The following is a 23,068-nucleotide window of genomic DNA, read 5'->3' as shown; positions in this document are numbered from 1 at the left end:
AATAAATAGAATTTGCATAAAATAAGATATGGATACAAAATTGATTCGTAAAGCTTTAGCAGATGCCTATGATTTGCTTTACCAAGAAAGAGAAAGTGTTTGCTTAGATTGGTTGAGTGAAGAATACGATCAGGTATTAAATACTCTGATGCGTGCAATGGAAGAAGTAGATAATGAAGAAAATAAACAATAATTAGATGGACAAGAAGGAAAAACATTTTTTGAACATCCAATCGGATTTTTATCATTACATGGTTACGGAAGGAGGTTTAACTCCAAAAACTAGTAGTGATTATATTTCTAGATTAAAGTTTCTTTCAACGACTTACCGTATAGATAATACTCTAAATGAAGAAAGTGTTGAAGATATTTTACGAAAAGAGGAAATACGCTGCACTGAAAGGGAAAAATATTGTACTAGAAAATCTATCTCTGATTTTCGTTCCGGTTTACGTAAATTCTTAGATTTCCTAAAATCAGATTATCGTAAGCGATACGATAACAGTATTTTATCAGAGATTGAGAAAATTAAAGAGAATCAACATCTGTCTGTTACTGAAAAAGAATCTATTATCTTGTCTAGAAGAGGTCAAGGGGTATTTCGTAACAATTTGATTAAGTATTGGGATGGATGTGCTATAAGCAAATGTTCATTAACAGATATGCTAGTAGCTTCTCACATAAAACCTTGGAAAGATTCAACAAATGATGAACGGCTGGATGTATTCAACGGATTATTACTTTTACCAAATTATGATAAGTTATTTGATTTGGGTTACTTAACATTCACCTCTGAGGGGAAAGCAATTTACTCAAAATTGCTTTCCAAAAATGACAAGTATTTATTGGGATTGACTTCAACTTTATCTCTTTGTCGTATTGAAGAGGCACACAAGACTTATTTAAAATATCACAATAAATATTGTTTTATTGGATAAATGTTTTTTAAAAGATATATGCCCCACTACTTGTAGATATCACAAGTTCAGACTTCATAATCTTAAAACAACATCTCTTCCATGTCTACTACCTGATTAATTAGGTTACTTGCTTTAATTGTTATAGTCCACAAATTTAATTACGAAAACTGATTACAAATAATTACTCATCATATTCTTCAGTACATAGGTTTAAAAGTATGACAAACAAAATATATAAACTAGAAAAGCTTATATTATTAAAGCAGAAAGCATCATATCAAGAAATCCCACTTAGCGCCAATGAGCCAGCTTTTAAAGCACATGCGAGGAAAAAGCAATCACTCTTCCGCCAGATGGTATTAGGTATTCCATACGATCCTAAACACAAGTTCGGTAAGTATGGTGCTTTCCTTATGGAGCCATTCGCTTCGTTAGGATATAATTTCTGTGAGGTTTATCGAAGCTATATACTAAATGGTATAAAGGAGCGGTATACAAAGATGAACGCCGCACTCCATGAGGGACTTATGGGTAATATGTTAAGGAGTGAGCATATTCCATGGAATGTATTTTATCCTATGAATTTAGATAAACAGGCAACGGTTGCCCTATTAAAGGAAATTTTGAAAACTGACGAGATAGACAAAGTCACAGATATTCGTATTGAGTGGGCTCCGCAAAAAGAGACCGCACTTGATGACAATACTTCATTCGACACATATATTGAATATATTTATAATGGGAAAGAGTGTGGTGTATGTATTGAAGTGAAATATACTGAAGAAGGGTATCCTTTTGGAAAATTAGAAAGAAAAAGAGTTATGGAGCAGGAAGATTCTCTATACGCCACCAAGACTCGACAATGCGGATTGTACACAAATGAGATATGTAACCGCCGTCTATGTGAAACATTGCTTTGTAAAGATGATTTTCGCCAGATATGGAGAAACCATTTGTTAGGTGCGACAATGGTTATGAACGGACAAATCTACAGATTTCATAGTATCACACTATATCCCAATGGTAATATCCATTTCAAGAAAGTACTTCCGGAATATGAAAAATTACTGTCAGAATATGGGAAATCGACATTCGGATATATTACTATTGAGAAACTAATTCTTCTTATAAGTAAACATTTTGAAATGAATGAAAAGAACAGGCAATGGGTAGATTATCTGAATACAAGATATCCTTTTATTTAGTTCTAAATAAATTCTTCATTCCCCTTTGAAAACCCGAAAACTTTTAATATCTTGACAACATAATTTTTTAAAACACTCATTTTATGGAAATCTGGCAAATATGGCTTGCCATAGCACTGGCACTGGTAATAATAGAAATAATCACCGTAGGTTTTGCTGCACTCTGTCTGGCTATTGGAGCCGTTGGCGCAGCAGTGGCATCTTGTTTCACCGACTCTCTGGTTTGGCAAATTACGGTATTTGCCGTTTTCACCTTAATATCATTCATCTATGTACGTCCGTTCATGCTTAAGTTCCTTTCAAGGAAGAAAGATTCGCCGAAAAGCGGAGTGGAAGCTCTTATCGGACGAACCGCCATTGTAGAGGAAGATATTGTAGCGGAAACAAACAGCGGACGCATAGCCATTGACGGGGACAGATGGAAGGCTGTATCAGAAGACGGAAACAATATTATGAAAGGCGAGAAAGTTGTCGTTCTTAAAGTGGACAGCATTATACTCACCGTCAGAAAAGCATGATAAATATCTTTATTATAAACTTCTTAAAAACACACATTCATTATGGGAGCTTTGATTATTGTAGGGCTTGTGGCACTTGTTGTGATAGTTTTCGCAGTGCAAGGGCTTAAAATTATCCGACAGGGGGAAACAAAAGTGATTGAGAGATTGGGAAGATACCACAGCACGTTGTCTTCCGGTATAAACATAATATGGCCTATTCTTGACAGACCGAGAAAAGTTTATACAAGGTATGTGGTAACAAGAATGAACGGAGCTACACAGACACTTATAAGAATGTCGGACGTGATAGACCTTCGTGAACAGGTTTACGATTTCCCGGAACAGAGCGTGATTACCAAAGATAATGTGACCACCAGCATTAACGCATTGCTGTATTTTCAGATTACAGACCCGTTCAAGTCGGTATATGAAATAGAAAACCTGCCTAACGCAATAGAGAAACTCACGCAGACAACTCTACGTAACATTATCGGTGAACTGGAACTGGACGAAACTCTTACATCGCGCGATACAATCAACTCCCGTCTTCGTGAGGTTCTTGACGAGGCAACAAACAAATGGGGAGTTAAAGTAAACCGTGTGGAACTACAGGACATTACTCCTCCCGAGAGTGTACGCCGTGCCATGGAACAGCAGATGCAGGCAGAACGTGAACGCCGTGCAAAGATTCTGAAGGCTGAAGGTGACAAGACTTCGAAGATTCTTTATTCCGAAGGAGAGAAGGAAGCACAGATAAATCAGGCTAAGGCTCAGAAAGAATCCCAGATTCTGATGGCTCAGGGTGAAGCGGAAGCAAAAATCCTTCAGGCAAAAGCTGAGGCTGAGGCCATTGAGAAACTGGCAGAGGCTATAAAGGGAACAAGCTCTGATCCGGCATCTTATCAGATTGCACTGAAATATATCGAGACCCTTAAAGAAATGACAAGCGGAAAGGATAACAAGACAGTCTATATACCGTACGAAGCTACTTCCCTACTTGGCTCTTTGGGAGGCATTAAGGATATACTTAAAGGATAACCCCACGTTTAAATTAAAACGTGCCCGTGTTTGACTTTAAACGTGCCCGCATTTGATTTCGAATGCGGGCACGTTTTTTTTCAGTGAAAACAGAATGATATTTCACCTCCACAAACAGTCACTTCACCTCCGTTTTTATCAGCCTCATAAGATATCGGTACCGGAGCATTGACATAATACATATTTTTGCGTTATTATCAGAAATAACATAATCACGCAAAAACTATGTTTAGAAAAATCGTTCATTTCTCAATCAGAAAAAAACTGTTTGTGGCAATGGCTACAATAATGCTGTTGGCAGGAGGTATATACTCCATGCTTACACTGCCTATAGATGCCGTGCCGGACATAACAAACAATCAGGTACAGATAGTTACTGTATCACCTACCCTTGCTCCACAGGAAGTGGAACAGCTCATCACATTCCCGATAGAGATTGCCATGAGCAATATCATGAATGTGGAAGAAATCAGATCTGTATCAAGATTCGGACTTTCGCTCGTTACAGTGGTTTTCAAGGAAAACGTACCGACTCTGGATGCCAGGCAGTTGATTAACGAACAAATCCAAACAGTTGCCGGGGAGATTCCACCCGAACTGGGTACACCGGAGATGATGCCTATCACCACCGGACTGGGCGAGATATACCAGTACGTACTGAAGGTTGAACCGGGATACGAAGACAAATACGATGCAATGGAGCTGCGAACCATTCAGGACTGGATAGTGAAAAGACAGCTTTCAGGAATACCCGGTATAGTGGAGATAAACAGTTTCGGAGGATATCTGAAACAGTATGAAGTGGCTGTTGACCCTGACGCTCTGTATTCACTGAATATCACTATCGGCGAAGTGTTCTCAGCACTCAGCAAGAACAACCAGAACACCGGAGGCAGTTATATAGAAAAGGTGAACCGCGCGTACTATATCCGTTCGGAAGGTATGATTAAGGACGTGAAGGATATAGAACAGATTGTTATAACGAACCGTGGCGGTATCCCGGTACATGTCGGAGATATCGGCAAGGTGAGATTCGGTGCTCCAAAGCGTTTCGGAGCGATGACAAAGGACGGCGAAGGCGAATGTGTGGGCGGTATAGCGATGATGCTCAAAGGCGCGAATGCCAATGTCGTGACAGGAGAACTTGAAAAACGTGTAGCCAAAGTACAAAAGATGCTACCTGAGGGTGTAACAGTAGAGCCTTATCTGAACCGTTCGGAACTCGTAAACAGAAACATATCTACCGTAATAAAGAACCTTATAGAAGGTGCCATAATAGTATTCCTTGTGCTTATCATATTCCTCGGAAATGTCAGGGCAGGACTTATCGTGGCATCAGTCATTCCTCTTGCCATGCTTTTCGGATTCATTATGATGAGGATATTCGGTGTATCGGCCAATCTGATGAGTCTTGGAGCAATAGACTTCGGTATTGTGGTGGATGGCTCGATAGTGATACTTGAAGGAATCCTGGCACATATCTACGGCAAGAATATGATGGGCAGGACATTCACTAAAGAGGAAATGGACGCTGAAGTGGAAAAAGGTGCGGGCAATGTGGTGAGAAGTGCCACTTTCGCTGTACTGATAATACTGATAGTGTTCTTCCCTATCCTCACACTTACAGGAATAGAAGGCAAGTACTTCACCCCTATGGCAAAGACACTGGTGTTCTGTATCATAGGTGCATTATTGCTTTCACTCACATACGTTCCGATGATGGCGTCACTGTTCCTGAAAAAGACCGTTTCGGTAAAACCTACACTTGCCGACCGTTTTTTCTCCGGCCTGAACATCTACTACCACAAGACACTGAATTTCTGTCTGAAACATATCTGGGGAACTATAGCGACATCGTTTGTTGCTCTCATAGCATCGCTGTTCCTGTTTACAAGGCTTGGAGCAGAGTTCATCCCTACGCTTGATGAAGGAGACTTTGCCATGCAGATGACACTGCCAGCCGGAAGTTCTCTAAGCAGAAGCATCCAGGTCTCACTTGAGGCAGAGAAGATTCTTAAAGAGAAATTCCCTGAGATAAAGCATGTAGTGGCAAAAATAGGTACAGCGGAAGTTCCTACCGACCCTATGGCCGTGGAAGATGCGGACATAATGATTGTGATGAAACCTTTCTCCGAATGGACATCGGCTGGAAGCAGAGCAGAAATGGTGGAAAAGATGAAAGCCGCACTCGAAGGTATCGAGGATGTGGAATTCAACTTCAGTCAGCCGATACAGCTCCGTTTCAACGAGCTTATGACGGGAGCAAAGGCCGATATTGCCATCAAGCTATATGGTGAGGATATGGAGGAACTTTACAACAAAGCAAAAGAAGCCGCAAAATACGTTGAGCAGGTTCCGGGAGCATCTGACGTGCTTGTGGAACAGGCTATGGGATTGCCACAGCTCCTTGTAAACTATGACAGAGCCAAGATAGCGCGTTATGGTATAGACATAGAAGAACTGAACACCATTATCCGTACTGCATATGCAGGAGAAACAGCCGGAGTGGTATTCGAAAACGAGAGACGTTTCGACCTCGTTGTACGTCTTGACAACGAGAAGGTGAAAGACCTGAACATAAACAGACTGTTTGTGCGTACTGCCGAGGGAATACGCATTCCTCTGAGTGAAGTAGCCGAAATATCTTTCCAGAACGGACCTCTTCAGATAAACCGTGATGCTACGAAACGACGTGTGGTAATTGGCGTAAACGTAAGAAATGCTGACATAAAGCAGGTGGTTTCAAAAATCCAGGAATCACTGGACAAGAACGTTAAGCTCAAACCGGGATACTACTTTGAATATGGCGGACAGTTTGAAAATCTGCAGAATGCCATTGATACTCTTACTGTGGTTATCCCTATCGCATTGCTGCTCATACTGCTGTTGCTGTTCTTTGCGTTCAGAAGCGTTATTTATTCGCTTGTTGTGTTCTCTACCGTTCCATTGTCACTGATTGGTGGTATCGTGGCTTTATGGCTTAGAGGATTGCCGTTCAGTATCTCTGCCGGAGTAGGATTTATCGCTCTGTTCGGTGTGGCTGTATTAAACGGTATTCTTATGATAAACCATTTCAACGATTTAAGAAAGAAGAACGAATACACCATGTGTACAGGAAGTATAATCAGACACGGATGTCCGCATCTGCTGAGACCTGTATTCCTTACCGGACTTGTGGCTTCATTGGGATTTGTGCCAATGGCAATAGCTACGTCAGCCGGTGCGGAAGTACAAAGACCATTGGCTACAGTGGTGATAGGCGGATTGATTGTATCTACAGTTCTGACACTGATTATCATTCCTGTGTTCTATAAACTTGTAAATAATATTTCACACTCTATTATGAGAAGAAAGAATAACAGAAAGACGAGCTGTACAGCACGAACCATAGCAATGACAGCTATAATCCTGTCATTTGCCGTAGGTGTCAATGCCCAAAGCAGTGAGGCTAAACGAGTAAGCATGGAGGAAGCTATAGAGATTGCATTACAGAACCACCCAAGACTGAAAGTCTCTACAGCAGAAATAGAAAAGTCGAGAGCCACAAGAGGAGAAATATGGGACGGAGGAAGCACTTCCTTCAGTTATGCCTGGGGACAGTTGAACGGTGAATTCAACAAGGACAATGAAATGAGCATAGAGCAGTCTCTCGGTTCGTTCCTTACCCCATTCTATAAGAATTCCCTTGTAAAATCGCAGGTCAGTACAGGAGAATACTACCGTAATATGGTTAAAAAGGAAATCATAGCCGAAGTTAAGCGTGCATGGACATATTACCAGTATGCCAACAGCATATACAGTCTGTACAAGCATCAGGATGAGATAGCAGGAAAGTTAAAACAGAGTGGAGATTTGCGCTATTCTCAGGGAGACATCGACCTGACAGAGAAAAACATGATTTCTGCTATGGCGGCAAATATGCGTACCATGCTGCTCCACTGGCAGGAAGAAGTCTCATTGGCAAAGAAAAGGCTGACATGGGTATGCTATTCAGACATTCAGATATTGCCTTCTGACGATTCTCTTGTAATATTCCAGAGCAGTGACACTGATTTATTGCCATCGGCAGACCATCTGAACTATTTCCTGGGAAAAGTAGATGAGCAAAAGAAACTGCTGCAGATAGAAAGGAGCAAGTTCTTCCCTGAATTTTCATTCGGATATACACGTCAGAAAATCGCTCCTCTGAAAAACCTTAATTCGTGGATGGTGGGAGTTTCATTCCCGATATTGTTCTTTCCTCAGAAAAGCAGAAGCAAGCAGGCTAAAATCAGTCTGAGAATAGCGAAATGGGAAGCTGACAACAACAAGACCATGCTTAACAATAAAGTGGAAGAACTGAAAGGCAGACTGAAACAGCAGAAAGAAAGCCTCCAGTACTTCACCGAAGCAGCATTGTATGAAGCAGAGTCATTACAAAACAGCGCAGTATCACGTTACGGTGCAAACGAGATAGACATCACTGAATTTGTACAGAGCATCAATTCAGCAAGAGACATAAAGAAATCATATATTGAGACTGTATATAACTACAACGTATCAGTGCTCGAACTTGAACTATACACAGATAAATAACATTTAGACATGAAAAAGATATTTTTACCGATTAGCATATTCTCAGCCTTTATCATGATGGGCTGTTCGGGAGAAAACGGTTCATCAAATGAAACAGTAAGTGAAAACATCACTATTGAAGACACTACAGCAAATAACAATACGGAATCAGAAGAAACAGACGCCAATACCGGAGCTACACAGGTAATGCCTCCTGTGTCATTCAACGGAGTAATAATAATGCCTCCTAAAATGAGTTCCACACTTACACTGACCATGGGCGGCTCAATACACGAAATATCCGTATTTGAAGGCGACTACGTGAAAAGCGGAGAGATAATAGCCTCGCTAAAAAATCCGGATTTCATTCTTCTGCAGCAGGAATTCCTGACTGCCAATGCACAGACAGAATTCCTGGAAAAAGAATTCAAAAGACAGGAAAAACTTGTCTCTGAAGAGGCTGCATCTGAAAAGAAATTCGAACAGAGCAAGGCAGAATATCTTTCCATGAAGAGCCAGCTGGAAGCATCGAAAGCTAAACTTGCACTGCTGGATGTAGATACTGACGAACTTCTGAAGAACGGTATCAAAACGTATCTTGAGGTAAAGGCTCCGATAAGCGGATATGTAACAAATATGAGCGTAAACCTTGGAACGTATGTAGGCGAAGGAGAATCGGTATGTAAAATCATAAACAAATCGGAGATAATGCTTTTGCTCACAGCATACGAAAAAGACCTTGCGCATCTGAATATCGGTGATAGCCTGGCATTTACAGTCAATGGTATAAAAGATACAAAATTCAATGCTGAAATTATATCTATCGACCAGACTGTAAATACAGAGAACCGCTCGATCAACGTATATGCCAAAGTGAAGGAAACAAACAAATTATTCCGCCCGGGCATGTATGTAAATGCTCAACTGAATAAAAATATGTAACTTTGCGGAATGAAATATTTCAGCAGAAACAAATATCATGTATTGGTAAATGCCATTGGGATAACCGTGGCATTTACCATGAATTTCCCGGAACTGATTGCGTTATTCAGTCCCGAAGAGGCCAATACGGTATATCCCAGTTTAGACTGGACACAGGTTGGCTGTGAAGTATTGTTCACCTACCTGTCCATAATAATACTGTTCTGGCTCAACAGAATGATTTTCAGGTTCAACAGTGATAGCACAGAATTAGGTACAAAAGCTATCTTCATAATGTTTTTCCTGGACCTGTTGCTGAACGGAATTATGGGAAAGTGTTTCGTACTTCTTCACAGGACATACGGCATACCGGCCATAGAAGCCAGTGTACACGTATATACACACCCGCTGAGGGATTTCCTTCTTTCAGGAATAATCACTCTAAGCTGTTATCTGATGAACAGAAGCCTGAAAAGCAGAAAGGTGATGATGGAAATGCAACAATTGAAGATTGAAAACATAGCCAACCAGTTTGAGGCACTGAGAAACCAGTTGAACCCGCACATGCTTTTCAATTCGCTGAACACACTATATTCGCTGATAAGGGAATCGCCGGAAAAAGCCCAGGAGTATCTGAATGAACTGTCAAAAGTAATGAGATATACCTTACAGAAAGACAGTGACTCACATTCCATATCAGTAAAAGAAGAAATGGAATTCGTGTATTCCTACATATATCTTCTGAAAATGAGATATGAGGACAATCTTACATTCAAATTCGAAATTGCCGAATCTGAAATGAGCAAGAAGCTTCCAAAAATGTCTATACAGTTACTGATAGAGAATGCAGTTAAACACAACGAGATAAGCAACAGACATCCGTTAAGCATAGAAGTCAGAACAAAGAATGATTCCATTAAGGTTTCCAACAGACTACAGCTAAGGAGAGGCACTGTAAGCAGCACGGGCATAGGGCTTAGCAACCTGAGCAACAGATATAAACTGTTATATAAGAAAGATATTGAGATAATTGAAACTGATGACACATTTACTGTTGTTTTACCTCTTATATAAACCAAGACTGATATGAAGATATTTATCATTGAAGATGAAAAAGCAGCACTAAGAAATCTGAAAGCCATATTGGAGGATGTGTGCAGTGAAGCTGAAATAGTTGGCTGTGCTGACAGTATATGCGAAAGTCTGGAGTGGCTGGAAAACAATCCGATGCCCGACCTGATATTTATGGACATACATCTGGCCGACGGCTCTGCATTCGAAATTTTTGACAGTATAGATATAACCTGCCCTATTATTTTCACCACTGCATACGATGAGTATGCCCTGAAAGCTTTCAAGGTAAACAGTATTGACTATCTGCTAAAACCTATCAATGCTGAGGATCTGAAGAAAGCATTTGACAAACTAAAACTGCTTCACACAAATATGCCTTGCAAGGAACAGGAAGCAGCCCAACAGAACAACATGATAAATGAAATAATAAAAAGGCTGAATAAGGAAGAAAACTATAAATCGCATTTCCTTATTCCAGAAAAAGGCGACAGGTTCATACCACTGGCTGTAGAATCAATTTTGTTCTTCTATATATCCGACGGACAGGTAAAGGCAGTCAATGCTGACGGAAAGCAATATCCTTTCACTCTTTCACTGGACGAACTTACGGAAATGCTGAATCCAAAACTTTTCTTCAGGGCAAACCGCCAGTTTCTCATTTCAAGAAAAGCAATAAAGGACATCAGCCTGTGGTTTAACGGACGTCTGGTAATAAACCTGAACATTCCAATGGACTTGAAGGATAAAATCATAATAAGCAAGGCTAAGGCCTCAGAATTTAAGGAATGGTTCTGATTTTGACTGTCATTTCCACAGCTTCATAATATCGGTTTCACCCCAATACCAATGGGTGAAGCCTGCTATCACATTCTTATATCTGTAAACCGGCGTACTGGCATCATTGCCACGTGTATTATTCACTGTCAGACACTTGATATCACGCAGTTCTGTTTTATCGTCAATACTGAAAGAAGAATACCGGAATTCATGACCTTTAAGAGATATACCATTCAAATCTAAAGAACGGTATCCTGTATGCAGGCAGGAATCTTTCATTGTACAATGAAACGGAAACACGCCACTCATTTCGTATGCACTGCCACCGTCGCGTACCGTCAGAGAGCTTGACAATAAAACCAAGCCACCACACTCTGCCAATAAATGTCCACCGTTTTCAGCATATTCCTTCAATTGTTTCATAAAAGGTTTTCTTCTGTGTAATTGGCGTGCATAAAATTCGGGATAGCCTCCTGGGATATACACAAGATCAGCTTCCGGAAGATTATTTCCGTACAGCGGACTGAAAAAAGTAATTGTACCTAAAGCCGATAGACAGTCAAGATTTTCCTTATATATCTGGTTAAATGCAGAATCGCGCGCAATCGCTATACGATATTTCCTTGGACTATAGAATTGGTATGCAGTTTCTTCTACATCGGAAGTATATGGTAACGTATATTCACATGGGAAAATACGTGTACACATTTTCAAAATACGGTCAATATCCATATTTTGCTCTATGTAAACCGACACCTTTTCTGATATCTCGTCTATTTCAGCCCTTACGGTCTGTGTGTATGCTGAATGACGCGAAGGAAGTTTTAAGGTATCATAAAACGGAATATATCCCAGAGTGTGTAGCCCTGTATCGTTACAGGCATCCTTTAAATAAGAAAAATGTGTAGGAGATGACACTTGAGTGAAAACTACACCAACAATCCTGACCTGAGGACGGAAGAACTTATATCCATAAAGCATCGGAGCAATGGAATATGCAGCAGATCTGGCATTGACAACCAATATTACCGGTACTGAAAGAAGTTGCGAAATCTCCGCACTACTGCCCTGCATTCTCTTATATCCGTCAAACAATGCTGAATTACCTTCTATGACACTCACATCGGACTTCTCTCCATATTTGTTATACACATACTGGAGATGTGTCCGTCCTGCAAACCATGAGTCAAGATTTACAGAATCTGTTCCTGAAGAAATGGCATGCAATTGTGTATCCATGAAATCGGGACCACACTTGAACGGCTGCACCTTTATCCCCCTCTTTCTCAAGGCACGAAGAAGCCCTAAAGCGAAAACAGTCTTTCCGCTCCCTGACGTTGCTCCTCCTATGAGAAATTGTGGTTTCATTCAGTTACAGTCGATTAAAATTGCAGTTGCAAAAGTACAAAAAATATTCTTTATGCATAACATTGACTGATGTCTATACCCATAAATTCAATGTTGCACTAGTTTTTTATGCCTATTTTTTGTAATTTCGCACAACTTTTTTCGACTTCAAAAATCATAAGAACACAAAATACGAAATAACGATATGAATATAAAGTTTTTAAGCCTTGCCAGTGGAAGTAGCGGAAACTGCTATTATCTGAGCAATGGTAACACGTCCGTATTGATAGATGGTGGGTTGGGAATACGTTCAGTAAAAAAGATTTTTAAGGAACACTGCATAGATTTGAATGAGATTAAAGCCGTATTTGTTACACACGACCATGCCGACCACATCAAGGCTGTAGGGCATCTGGCAGGAAAGCATAACATACCGATATATGCGACACCGGAAGTGCACGAAGGCATGAAAAGGAGCTACTGCATGACTGAAAAGCTGGCCGAGAACATGAAAAGATATATCAGCAAAGGAGAAACTGTCAAGCTGGACGATCTTGAGATTACATGTTTTGAGGTCCCGCACGACTCGACAGACAATGTCGGATATAGCATAAAGATATGCGACAAGATGTTTACGTTCATAACAGATATAGGACGCATCACTCCTACCGTAGCCCAGTTTGTAAGCATTTCCGACTATCTGGTGATGGAAGCGAACTACGATAAGACAATGCTTGACACAGGGCCTTATCCTACCCACCTGAAAGAAAGAATTGCAAGCGGCAACGGACATTTATGCAACAAGGAACTGGCAGAGTTTATTTCCTGTAATTTTCCTTCACAACTGAAATACCTGTGGCTATGCCATTTAAGTAAAGACAATAATCATCCCGAACTGGCTTTGAAGACAGTGGAAACCGCTTTAAAATCAAAGGATATAATTGTTGGCAGAGATCTGGAAGTTGTTCCTTTGAGAAGAACGTCACCTACAGGAATCTTTGAACTGTAAATATTTCAGGAACGTATTTTGGAAAGAAAATCCGATATAAGAGGCAGCATTTTCTCCGGTTCAGACAATCCATCGCACAATGTCTCTACAGGGCAACGTCCTGTTCCGTCACGGTTTATAATATAATCTGTCTCTATATCAAAATCGGTAATTACTCCGGCACTGCGCAATAAGGCCAATGCCGGAGTACTTATTATATGTGTATGAAGTCTTGAAACTTTTCCTAAAATCATTAGTGCAGCAGCTCCCTTCCCTACTACCTTATCGGCAATTGAAGCCCCTTCAAGTAATTCAGGCTCAGTCATAAGTATATCATACAAATCTGCTACACCTCTGCGTGAGAATGTCCGCATCTCAGCACCATTGCCTATGACGCACGACCAGCCGCCTTTCTGCAACTCGTCTTTCAATGACGACATCTCACCATCCCAAAATTGAATCATAACTTATTTTGCTTTAATGACTCTACAAAACGGTCTATACGATGCAACTCACGAGGAATATTTATATCCTGAGGACAATGCTCTATACACTGTTTGCAGCCAATACAATGGCTTGCCTGTCTCAGTTTAGGGACACTTCTGTCGTAACCTACAAGATATGCCCTGCGTGCCTTGTCATAATTCTCGTCCTTACTTGACTTAGGTACATTACCTTCGTTGACACACTTGTTGTAGTGAACCAATATGGCAGGAATATCTATACCGTATGGACATGGCATACAGTATTTACAGTCATTGCAAGGCACTGTAGGATATTTCTTTATAAGCTGTGCTGTCTCTTCAAGGAATTCCTTGTCCTCATCTGTAAGATGGACTAATGGAGAGTATGTACGGATATTGTCCTGCAAATGTTCCATATATGTCATACCGCTCAGGACAGTAAGTACCTTATCCCAAGTTCCGGCAAATCGGAAAGCCCAAGACGCGACACTCTCAGTCGGTCTGTTCTGTTTAAACCTGTCAACTATATGTTGTGGAACATTCGACAAACGACCACCAAGCAACGGTTCCATTATTATTGCCTGAATATTACGTTTTTCCAGCTCCGCATAAAGATATTCTGCATTTACATTATTTCCTGATGCATGACGCCAGTCAACATAGTTCAACTGTATCTGCACGAAATCCCAATGCACCTTTTCGTGCATGGCAAGCACCTCATCGAATACTTCTTTTGTACCATGGAACGAAAATCCGAGATTACGGATTCTCCCTGCTTTTCTTTCCTCAATTAGATAGTCAAGCATTCCGTTCTCAATATATCTGGCACGGAAAGTCTTTATGCCGCCATTGCCGATGGAATGAAGCAGATAATAGTCGATATAGTCCACCTGAAGTTCCTCGAACGACCTCTTGTACATCTTTATGGAATTCTCGCGCGTATAGTTAGAGAAATTCGACAGCTTTGTTGCTACATAAAACTTATCCCTCGGATGACGTTTAAGAGCTATACCTGTCGATTTTTCCGACCATCCCTGAACATAAACCGGAGACGTGTCGTAATAGTTCACTCCATGCGCCATGGCATAGTCAATAAGCTCATTTACTGCATCCTGATCTATCACATTACCGTCACCTGCCGGAGATTTAAGTGTAGGCCATCGCATACAGCCATATCCCAGCAATGAGACCTTGTCACCACGGCTGGAAGTACGATATGTCATCTTATCCACAGGAACCGGTGATGTAGGGTCTGGAGAGACATTTTCATCAGATTTACCTTTTCCACATCCATAAAACAGTCCGCTAACCGTAGCTGTACTTATCCCTACTATCTTTATAAAATCCCTTCGATTTATATTTTTCTTTTCCATACTACAATCTTTATTATTAAATCATTCTATGGCGTTCATGTCCCTCCACATAGATTGCGCTGAAAGGACGTGACGGACAAAGGTTCTCGCATGCTCCACAGCCTATACATCTTTCCACATTGACAGAAGGTATTCTAGGGGAGTTCTTATCGTCTTTATCCCTGCGTATCATCTTTATGGCGGCAGCAGGGCAATGACGGGCACAGTTACCGCATTCCACTCCATCCTTAACCGCAACACAATTCTCCATTATGAATACGGCATGTCCTATTTGGGTAGAAGCCTTGTCGGCCAGTGAGATAAGATTTATTGCACCTGTAGGACACACTTCGGAACACTTGGTACATTCCGGACGGCAATATCCTCTTTCATACGACATTTCAGGCTGCATAAGTCGCATAAGGTCTGTCGAAGGACGCAACACCTGATTAGGACAAACAGAGACGCACAACTGGCATCCGGTACACTGCTTGGCAAAACTGTTCTTGCTCAATGCTCCCGGAGGAAGTATAGGTGTATTTCTATGAGGAACTTTCTTGTCTATTATTTTTGCAAGTCCGCCGTCAACCTTCATTTCCTGTGCCTTCAATGCACTTCCTGCTGTAATCACTGCAGCAGTTGTAAGAAATGCTCTTCTGGAATTATCTGTTTCCCCCTTACTCTCTGTCTTCACCTCATTTCCCTTGTCTTTACGGAAGCGAGATACATAATGTATAGCATCATGCTTACATGAATCGAGACAATTCATACATGCCACACAACGTGTGTAATCTATGTTATGATTCTTGATGTCGATACATGACGATTTGCACTGTCTGGAACAAAGACGACAGTTCTTGCATTTATCTTTGTCTATCTCAATTCTGAAAATAGAGAAGCGTGAAATAAAGCCCAATATTGTACCTACCGGACAGATAGTATTGCAATAAGTACGTCCGTTACGCCATGCCAGAACAAATATTGTAATGAAAGTGACTATTGCTATAACAAATGTAGGAAGGCTCTTTATCCAAACCTCTGTAGAATAAAAAGCATAACTTTCTGCACGTTCGGCAAAATATGCCAGGATATTATTGCCAAACTGCCATATCGGAGCCAACAGATTTGAGGCTATCCTTCCGTATGAACTGTATGGCGACAGCAAAGCTACCACCGAACCTGCTCCTAGAAAAAATGCGGCGATAAATATTGCCAGAACAACATATCTCAGATAAAAGAGTGCCGGTGAATAAGTGAACCTGTTTTTCTTATTCTTACGCATCCCACCGATACGCGAAATCACATCCTGCATAACTCCAAGAGGACAAATAACGGAACAATATACACGCCCCAGAATTAATGTGAGCAGGAATAAAAATACCAATACCACTGCATTTACAGCAAATAAAGCCGGCATAAACTGAATTTTTGCCATCCAACCAAACCAGGCATGCACTGTCCCGGTAAAATCAAGGAACAATAATGTTATACAAAGGAAAAACACCAGAGCAAGAATCTGTCTAACTTTTCTCAACATAATATAATAATGTCATTTATATACATATTCATACAAAAGTAGAAAAAATAAGAATATTTTTGAAGAATTATACATGCAATGTGTAAGCACCAGGCTCTAATTAGAATGAGTATAGATAATCCGTTCCCACTACATACACTTTGAATAATCGTTTTTTTTTATCATATTTGCCTATAATATTATAATATCAACTTTATGGAAAAGAAATACATCTTTATATTCGCTTTAATATGCCTCCTCACAAGCTGTGGTTCAGTTCCACTGACAGGCAGAAAACAGTTATTACTTGTTTCCGATTCTGAGGTCCTGTCGTCAAGCCTCACACAATATAATGATTATATCAAGACTGCTCAAAAATCGACATCTTCATCACAAACGGCCATGGTCAAACGTGTAGGTCTGAAGATAGCCGCAGCTACAGAAGAGTATCTCAGACAAGCAGGAATGACGGACGAGATCAAAAACTTTTCCTGGGAATTCAATCTTGTAGCCGACAAACAGGTCAATGCGTTCTGTATGCCCGGTGGAAAGATTGTGGTTTACGAAGGGCTTATGAAACTAGTAGCATCAGACGACGAACTGGCTGTAGTGATAGGTCACGAAGTGGCACATGCCGTAGCTAAACACAGCAATGAAAGAATGAGCCAGCAGATTGCGGCACAGTATGGCTCGCAAATACTTTCGGCTGCATTGTCTGAAAAAAGTGCTATGGTAAAAAATGTAGCAGGAACAGTTTACGGAATAGGTGCGCAGTATGGCGTGATGCTTCCTTTCTCAAGAACACATGAGCTGGAAGCCGACTATATGGGGCTTATACTGATGACAATTGCCGGATATAATCCTGAAGTTGCCGTTAATTTCTGGCAGAAAATGTCGGCACAGTCCGGTGGCAGTGTTCCTGAATTTATGAGCACACACCCAAGTGATGCACACAGAATAAACGAAATAAACAAGATATTGCCAGAACTGAAAAAGTATAAAAAATAAGCTAATACTACCCTGAAAATCCTCAAACCACAAAACCTGATACAATGAAAAAAAGAACAATCTCATTCTTATTGTGCCTGTCGTTCCTAGCAAACTTCAATGTTACGACAGCACAAAATGTAATTCCGCACCCCCAAGAAATGACGGTGAAGGAAGGTAGATTAGAACTGTCCTCTGATTTGGCATTTAAAACAAATCTGACTGGAAAAGAGCTTGATGATATGGTGAGCTATATCAAAACTACTCCATTGAAAATAGACTATTCTGCCGACAACCGTTCGGACAGATTTATTAAAATGGAAACAGTCTCCGACAATAATTTAGGAGACGAAGGATATATTCTCAAAATATCTCCTAATGGCATAGATATTTCAGCGCAAACATCATCAGGTCTTTTCTACGGACTGCAGTCCGTATTACAACTGGCAGAAGAGAACGATTACAACTTCATTACTTCTATCGAAATTCTAGACAAGCCGCGATTCGAATACCGTGGATTGCATCTTGACGAATCACGACACTTCAGCAGCAAGGAATTCGTAAAGAAACAACTTGATGCGCTGGCACGTTACAAGATGAACCGATTCCACTGGCACCTGACAGACGGAGCCGGATGGAGAATTGAAATAAAAAAATATCCCCGACTTACAAATTTCGCAGCATGGCGCCCATATGAGACATGGAAGGAATGGTGGAATTCTGACAGACATTACTGCAATCAGGACGACGCCAACGCTCATGGAGGCTATTACACACAAGATGATATAAAGGAGATACTTGATTATGCAGAAAAAAGGCATATCACAATAATCCCCGAAATAGAAATGCCAGGTCACTCGGAAGAGGTACTTGCAGCTTATCCCCTATTGTCATGCTCAAACGACATGTACAAAAATTCTGATTTCTGTATAGGTAAAGAAGCCACTTTCGATTTTCTGCAAGACGTACTTGACGAAGTGATTGACCTTTTCCCTTCACATTACATACATATTGGCGGTGATGAAGCAGTAAAGAGCGGATGGAAAACATGTCCTGACTGTTTGAGGAGGATGAAGGAAGAAGGTCTTGACAACATAGATGAGTTGCAAAGCTACATGATACACCGCATAGAACAGTACGTGAACAGCAAAGGACGTGACATCATAGGATGGGATGAAATACTTGAAGGAGGACTTGCTCCAAATGCCACTGTCATGTCATGGCGTGGAGAACAGGGAGGAATTACCGCCGCAAAAGCCGGTCATAAAGTAGTTATGACACCGGGAGAATTTTGCTACCTTGACGGTTATCAGGCAAATCCTTCCACCGAGCCTGAAGCGATAGGCGGTTATCTGACTCTTGAAAAGGTATATTCGTATAACCCTATACCAGCATCATTCAATAGTGAACAGGCAGAAATGATTTTAGGCGTACAGGGTAACGTGTGGAGAGAATACATGCCTACTCTTGAGCATACGGAATATATGATTTATCCGCGTATCCTTGCAATAGCAGAAGTGGGATGGACTATGCCGGAGAATAAGAACTGGAATAATTTCAAAGAACGTGTAAACAATGAAATTCCAAGACTTATAGACAAGGGATTCAACCCTTATACCCTTTCGGCAGATATAGAAACAAGAATACGCATTGATTATGACAAAAAAGAAATAAAAGTTGCCTTGACATGCGAAAAAACCGGTGTAAACATCCATTATACTACCGATGGAACAGAGCCCGATGTAAACTCACCTATATATAAAGATTCGCTGACAGTGAAAGGAACAATGAAACTGTCTGCACGCGCATTTGGCGATGGCAAACCTGTAGGTAAAGTTCTCGAAAAAGACATTGATTACCATAAGGCAATAAAGAAGAAAATAACACTCAAGACCCAATATTCCAAAAACTATCCGGCATCCGGAGAAAGTACCCTTATAGACGGATATCATGGAGGACAAGGTTATAATGACGGAAAATGGCTAGGATTTCTCAATACCGATGTTGACGCTGTTATAGATTTAGGAGAAAAGACCGATATATCAAATATATCTATTCTTGGGATGCAGGCCAAAGGGCCCTATGTGTGGCTGCCTAAATACATTCAGGTACAGATTTCGAATGACGGTAAGAAATTTAAGGATTTGGACACTTTGACACATGAAATTCCAACAGACAGGGAAGGCGTAATATTCCATGACTTCTCATGGAAAGGAAAGGCAACAGCCAGATTTATAAGAATATACGCTAAAGCAGTAGATATAGACGGAGGATGGATTTTCCTGGATGAAATTGTCGTCAAATAAATTCATGACATCAACATAAAAATATTTAAGCCCTAAAGATCATTGCGACCTTTAGGGCTTATTTTATTTAGCTGCAATACATTCAAAATAAATGAACGCACGTTTTACTAAAAACAACAGTTCATTCTATTTAAAACGACAGTTCATTTTATATAAAACGACCGCACGTTTTTTTCGCATGTCTATAATCAAAAAAATTACAACGTGGAATTACTTGTTTTTCTTCCAAAGTCTGGTCATATCTTCCAGAGTCTTGCCTTTTGTTTCAGGAACCATCTTCCATACAAATACAGCTGCAAGAATACAAATCACTCCATAAAGTCCGTAAACGAACATGTGGCCAAACTTCACACCCATATCACCTGCACTCATATTGTACATAGGAAGGAATGTAGAAGAAACAATAAAATTGAATATCCACTGGAATGCCACTGCTATAGCTACAGCTCCGCCACGAATAGTATTAGGGAATATCTCTGCAATAAGAACCCAGCAGATAGGTCCCCAGCTGAACATGAACGAAGCACTGTAAATCATAATGCTGACAACAGGAACAATAGCAGGAAGACCAGTAACTGCGTTACTCAATGCCACACCAAGTGCTCCTATGGCCATGCCTATAGATCCACATATAAGAAGAGGCTTTCTTCCAAGACGTTCAACTGTGAAAATAGCAAGAAGAGTGAATAATATGTTCACAACACCCATAAATACTGTCTGAACCATCGGGTTACCCATACCCATGCTTTCAAATATACGAGGAGCGAAATACAATACGGCATTGATACCTACAGCCTGCTGGAATACACTAAGCATGATACCTACGAAAATAACAGTCCATCCGTAAGTAAACAGTTTTTCTGTTTTTTCTTCGGCTGTAGCCTTGATATCCTGAAGTATTGCCTTAGCCTGAGTCAGACCATTGATTCTGCTAAGTACGAACAAAGCTTTTTCATCCTTGCCAACCATTGCAAGATATCTCGGAGTTTCAGGCACAAGCAAAACAAGCAATGTGAAAAGTCCTGCAGGAACAGCCTCGCTAACGAACATCAATCTCCATCCGGTCTCGATAGTCCAAGCGGCTTCTCCAGGATTAATAATCTGATTTACACCTTCTACTGCCTTGATAACAGGATTTATATTGTCTCCCAAAATAAGGAAATTAACGAAATACACCACTAACTGACCGAATATAATGGCAAACTGGTTCCATGAAACCAATGTTCCACGAATATTACTTGGTGCAATCTCAGCTATATACATAGGACAAATGGCAGAAGCCAGACCGACACCAACTCCCCCTAGAACACGATAAAAATTGAAAGCTATCAATAATGAGTATGTAGGTTTTCCATAATCAAAGAAAAGGAACTCAGGCCAATATGAACCTAACGCTGATAGGAAGAACATAATGCCTGCCATGAATAGTGAGTTCTTACGTCCAAATCTTGAAGCAAAGAAACCTGATATGGCACTACCAATGATACAACCTATAAGCGCACTGGAAGAAGTAATGCCATGCCATGCATCGGTATATGTAAAATCACTTGCACCCATAAAGAATGCCTGAAGTCCTTTTTCCGCTCCAGAGATAACAGCCGTGTCGTATCCAAACAACAATCCTCCTAATACAGCTACCAGGACTATGGAAAAAAGATAAGCTTTGCTGCCTTTTTCTGTATTATTCATAATATCAAGATTATAAATTATAAAAACGAAATAAGCCGGCTCACAGCTGTCATAGGTTTAATACCGCCGACAGCCGTGCGCCGACCATGCTCTGACATTCAATCAGATATTAGCAATACATATTTACAATAGCCTCGTAAAGTTCCTGCTTACCGCTAGTCTGTTTTGGTTCGCCATTAGCCTTAGCATAAGCAACAACATCTTCAAGAGTAAGTTTACCTTCTTCGAACTCTTTACCCTTACCGCTATCGAATGAAGCGTAACGGTCAGCAAGCATCTTCTTGTATGGAGATTCTTCGAGCAAACGAGCTGCATTTTCAAGAGCACGAGCCATAGCATCCATACCAGCGATGTGAGCGATGAAAATATCATCAAGGTCTGTAGAGTTACGACGAGTCTTAGCATCGAAGTTTGTACCACCGTTTCCAAGACCACCGCCACGGATAATCTGCATCATAGCCTGGATCAATTCGTAGTTGTCGATTGGGAACTGGTCTGTATCCCATCCGTTCTGATAGTCACCACGGTTAGCGTCGATAGAACCAAGCATACCGTTGTCAACAGCTACTGCAAGTTCGTGTTCGAATGTGTGACCGGCAAGAGTAGCGTGGTTTACTTCGATATTAACTTTAAAGTCCTTGTCAAGGTTGTGAGCTTTCAAGAAACCGATAACTGTTTCAGTGTCAACATCATACTGGTGTTTAGATGGTTCCATTGGTTTTGGTTCGATAAGGAATGTACCAGTAAAGCCTTTAGAACGTGCATAGTCACGAGCAAGAGTCAACATCTGAGCCAAGTGTTCTTTTTCACGTTTCTGGTCTGTGTTAAGAAGTGACATATAACCTTCACGTCCGCCCCAGAATACATAGTTAGTACCACCAAGTTCGATAGTAGCATCGATAGCATTCTTAATCTGAACAGCAGCACGAGCTACAACGTCGAAATCAGGGTTTGTAGCAGCACCGTTCATATAACGTGCGTGTCCGAATACGTTTGCTGTACCCCACAACAGTTTAACGCCAGTTTCAGCCTGTTTCTGTTTCAGGTAAGCAACAACTTCTTTCAAGTTAGCTTCATATTCTTCGATTGTTTCTGCTTCATCACAAAGGTCAACATCATGGAAGCAATAATATTCTATACCCAATTTCTGCATGATTTCAAATCCAGCATCTGCTTTATCTTTAGCAGCCTGTACTTTGTCAGCATTTCCTTTCCAAGGGAAAGACTTAGTTCCGCCACCGAACTGGTCGCCACCTTCAGCGCACAAAGTGTGCCACCAAGCCATAGAGAACTTCAACCAGTCTTTCATCTTTTTACCCAAGATTACTTTTTCAGCATCGTAGTAACGGAAAGCCATAGGGTTTTTACTTTCTACACCTTCAAATTTGATTTTTCCAATTCCAGGAAAGTACTCTTTTGTTGCCATAATA

At 40.8% G+C, this 23,068-nt stretch carries 18 protein-coding genes and 1 pseudogene; 13 read left to right on the top strand and 6 right to left on the bottom strand.

The annotated features are described in order from the left end of the window. The first annotated feature begins 28 nt into the window (after nucleotides 1-28). The 10 genes and pseudogenes from H6A61_RS11500 (at nucleotide 29) to H6A61_RS11460 (ending at nucleotide 11,007) form a co-directional block, all read left to right on the top strand. Complete coding sequence (locus H6A61_RS11500) at nucleotides 29-193, top strand: hypothetical protein (protein ID WP_204393751.1); 165 nt, start codon at nucleotides 29-31, stop codon at nucleotides 191-193. A gap of 4 nt (nucleotides 194-197) precedes the next feature. After that, nucleotides 198-938: an HNH endonuclease gene (locus H6A61_RS11495; protein WP_154042755.1), complete on the top strand. Its 741-nt coding sequence runs from the start codon at nucleotides 198-200 to the stop codon at nucleotides 936-938. 200 nt (nucleotides 939-1,138) lie between these two features. After that, nucleotides 1,139-2,125 (top strand): PGN_0703 family putative restriction endonuclease, encoded by a 987-nt coding sequence (locus H6A61_RS11490; protein WP_204393749.1) that lies wholly within the window; start codon nucleotides 1,139-1,141, stop codon nucleotides 2,123-2,125. Nucleotides 2,126-2,208: 83 nt separating this feature from the next. Then, complete coding sequence (locus H6A61_RS11485; protein ID WP_204393748.1) at nucleotides 2,209-2,643, top strand: NfeD family protein; 435 nt, start codon at nucleotides 2,209-2,211, stop codon at nucleotides 2,641-2,643. A 42-nt stretch (nucleotides 2,644-2,685) separates the two neighbouring features. Next, nucleotides 2,686-3,663, top strand: coding sequence for an SPFH domain-containing protein (locus H6A61_RS11480; RefSeq protein WP_204393746.1), 978 nt, complete (start codon nucleotides 2,686-2,688; stop codon nucleotides 3,661-3,663). A 225-nt stretch (nucleotides 3,664-3,888) separates the two neighbouring features. Further along, nucleotides 3,889-6,997: pseudogene (locus tag H6A61_RS11475) on the top strand (efflux RND transporter permease subunit); the annotation flags it as partial. A gap of 8 nt (nucleotides 6,998-7,005) precedes the next feature. Further along, complete coding sequence (locus H6A61_RS16300) at nucleotides 7,006-8,238, top strand: TolC family protein (RefSeq protein WP_430746808.1); 1,233 nt, start codon at nucleotides 7,006-7,008, stop codon at nucleotides 8,236-8,238. Nucleotides 8,239-8,247: 9 nt separating this feature from the next. Beyond that, entirely contained in the window at nucleotides 8,248-9,159 is a 912-nt protein-coding gene (locus H6A61_RS11470) for an efflux RND transporter periplasmic adaptor subunit (protein ID WP_204393742.1), read from the top strand. A 9-nt stretch (nucleotides 9,160-9,168) separates the two neighbouring features. Beyond that, a complete protein-coding gene (locus H6A61_RS11465) occupies nucleotides 9,169-10,212 on the top strand; it encodes a sensor histidine kinase (protein WP_204393740.1) in 1,044 nt (347 codons plus the stop codon). 12 nt (nucleotides 10,213-10,224) lie between these two features. Further along, entirely contained in the window at nucleotides 10,225-11,007 is a 783-nt protein-coding gene (locus tag H6A61_RS11460) for a LytR/AlgR family response regulator transcription factor (protein WP_204393738.1), read from the top strand. Between the two features lie 9 nt (nucleotides 11,008-11,016). Here the strand turns inward: H6A61_RS11460 and H6A61_RS11455 are convergent, their stop codons facing one another. Then, nucleotides 11,017-12,357 (bottom strand): cobyrinate a,c-diamide synthase, encoded by a 1,341-nt coding sequence (locus H6A61_RS11455; RefSeq protein WP_204393736.1) that lies wholly within the window; start codon nucleotides 12,355-12,357, stop codon nucleotides 11,017-11,019. Nucleotides 12,358-12,541: 184 nt separating this feature from the next. Between H6A61_RS11455 and H6A61_RS11450 the strand changes: the two genes are divergently transcribed. Then, nucleotides 12,542-13,345, top strand: a complete 804-nt coding sequence (locus H6A61_RS11450; protein ID WP_204393734.1) for an MBL fold metallo-hydrolase — start codon at nucleotides 12,542-12,544, stop codon at nucleotides 13,343-13,345. A gap of 5 nt (nucleotides 13,346-13,350) precedes the next feature. On the opposite strand, the gene H6A61_RS11445 is transcribed toward H6A61_RS11450, so the two are convergent. The 3 genes from H6A61_RS11445 to H6A61_RS11435 are packed head-to-tail and all read right to left on the bottom strand — an operon-like array spanning nucleotide 13,351 to nucleotide 16,677. Beyond that, on the bottom strand, nucleotides 13,351-13,764 hold the full coding sequence (locus tag H6A61_RS11445; RefSeq protein ID WP_204393752.1) for a DUF1893 domain-containing protein: 414 nt from the start codon (nucleotides 13,762-13,764) through the stop codon (nucleotides 13,351-13,353). 20 nt (nucleotides 13,765-13,784) lie between these two features. Beyond that, on the bottom strand, nucleotides 13,785-15,161 hold the full coding sequence (locus H6A61_RS11440) for an aldo/keto reductase (protein WP_204393733.1): 1,377 nt from the start codon (nucleotides 15,159-15,161) through the stop codon (nucleotides 13,785-13,787). 16 nt (nucleotides 15,162-15,177) lie between these two features. Beyond that, the gene (locus H6A61_RS11435; protein WP_204393731.1) at nucleotides 15,178-16,677 is read right to left on the bottom strand and encodes a 4Fe-4S binding protein; all 1,500 of its coding nucleotides are present in this window, start codon (nucleotides 16,675-16,677) and stop codon (nucleotides 15,178-15,180) included. Between the two features lie 195 nt (nucleotides 16,678-16,872). On the opposite strand from H6A61_RS11435, the gene H6A61_RS11430 reads away from it, so the two are divergent. Beyond that, on the top strand, nucleotides 16,873-17,664 hold the full coding sequence (locus H6A61_RS11430) for a M48 family metallopeptidase (protein WP_204393730.1): 792 nt from the start codon (nucleotides 16,873-16,875) through the stop codon (nucleotides 17,662-17,664). 44 nt (nucleotides 17,665-17,708) lie between these two features. Beyond that, a complete protein-coding gene (locus tag H6A61_RS11425) occupies nucleotides 17,709-19,949 on the top strand; it encodes a glycoside hydrolase family 20 protein (RefSeq protein WP_204393728.1) in 2,241 nt (746 codons plus the stop codon). A 210-nt stretch (nucleotides 19,950-20,159) separates the two neighbouring features. Here the strand turns inward: H6A61_RS11425 and xylE are convergent, their stop codons facing one another. Together xylE and xylA are read right to left on the bottom strand one after the other, a co-directional pair. Beyond that, nucleotides 20,160-21,638, bottom strand: coding sequence for a D-xylose transporter XylE (xylE, locus tag H6A61_RS11420; RefSeq protein WP_154042771.1), 1,479 nt, complete (start codon nucleotides 21,636-21,638; stop codon nucleotides 20,160-20,162). Between the two features lie 109 nt (nucleotides 21,639-21,747). Next, entirely contained in the window at nucleotides 21,748-23,064 is a 1,317-nt protein-coding gene (gene xylA / locus H6A61_RS11415; protein ID WP_204393727.1) for a xylose isomerase, read from the bottom strand. Nucleotides 23,065-23,068: the final 4 nt, after the last annotated feature.

The organism is Bacteroides caecigallinarum (assembly GCF_016901995.1).
Lineage (GTDB): Bacteria > Bacteroidota > Bacteroidia > Bacteroidales > Bacteroidaceae > Phocaeicola > Phocaeicola cellulolyticus.
This window is presented reverse-complemented; position numbering and strand designations above follow the sequence as displayed.

Coding starts and splice junctions, on each gene's coding strand:
- H6A61_RS11445 (WP_204393752.1), bottom strand. CDS start 13,764: ATGTCGTCATTGAAAGACGAGTTGCAGAAAGGCGGCTGGTCGTGCGTC.
- xylA (WP_204393727.1), bottom strand. CDS start 23,064: ATGGCAACAAAAGAGTACTTTCCTGGAATTGGAAAAATCAAATTTGAA.
- H6A61_RS11460 (WP_204393738.1), top strand. CDS start 10,225: ATGAAGATATTTATCATTGAAGATGAAAAAGCAGCACTAAGAAATCTG.
- H6A61_RS11450 (WP_204393734.1), top strand. CDS start 12,542: ATGAATATAAAGTTTTTAAGCCTTGCCAGTGGAAGTAGCGGAAACTGC.
- xylE (WP_154042771.1), bottom strand. CDS start 21,638: ATGAATAATACAGAAAAAGGCAGCAAAGCTTATCTTTTTTCCATAGTC.
- H6A61_RS11495 (WP_154042755.1), top strand. CDS start 198: ATGGACAAGAAGGAAAAACATTTTTTGAACATCCAATCGGATTTTTAT.
- H6A61_RS11435 (WP_204393731.1), bottom strand. CDS start 16,677: ATGTTGAGAAAAGTTAGACAGATTCTTGCTCTGGTGTTTTTCCTTTGT.
- H6A61_RS11490 (WP_204393749.1), top strand. CDS start 1,139: ATGACAAACAAAATATATAAACTAGAAAAGCTTATATTATTAAAGCAG.
- H6A61_RS11425 (WP_204393728.1), top strand. CDS start 17,709: ATGAAAAAAAGAACAATCTCATTCTTATTGTGCCTGTCGTTCCTAGCA.
- H6A61_RS11465 (WP_204393740.1), top strand. CDS start 9,169: ATGAAATATTTCAGCAGAAACAAATATCATGTATTGGTAAATGCCATT.
- H6A61_RS11440 (WP_204393733.1), bottom strand. CDS start 15,161: ATGGAAAAGAAAAATATAAATCGAAGGGATTTTATAAAGATAGTAGGG.
- H6A61_RS11485 (WP_204393748.1), top strand. CDS start 2,209: ATGGAAATCTGGCAAATATGGCTTGCCATAGCACTGGCACTGGTAATA.
- H6A61_RS16300 (WP_430746808.1), top strand. CDS start 7,006: ATGAGAAGAAAGAATAACAGAAAGACGAGCTGTACAGCACGAACCATA.
- H6A61_RS11500 (WP_204393751.1), top strand. CDS start 29: ATGGATACAAAATTGATTCGTAAAGCTTTAGCAGATGCCTATGATTTG.
- H6A61_RS11470 (WP_204393742.1), top strand. CDS start 8,248: ATGAAAAAGATATTTTTACCGATTAGCATATTCTCAGCCTTTATCATG.
- H6A61_RS11430 (WP_204393730.1), top strand. CDS start 16,873: ATGGAAAAGAAATACATCTTTATATTCGCTTTAATATGCCTCCTCACA.
- H6A61_RS11455 (WP_204393736.1), bottom strand. CDS start 12,357: ATGAAACCACAATTTCTCATAGGAGGAGCAACGTCAGGGAGCGGAAAG.
- H6A61_RS11480 (WP_204393746.1), top strand. CDS start 2,686: ATGGGAGCTTTGATTATTGTAGGGCTTGTGGCACTTGTTGTGATAGTT.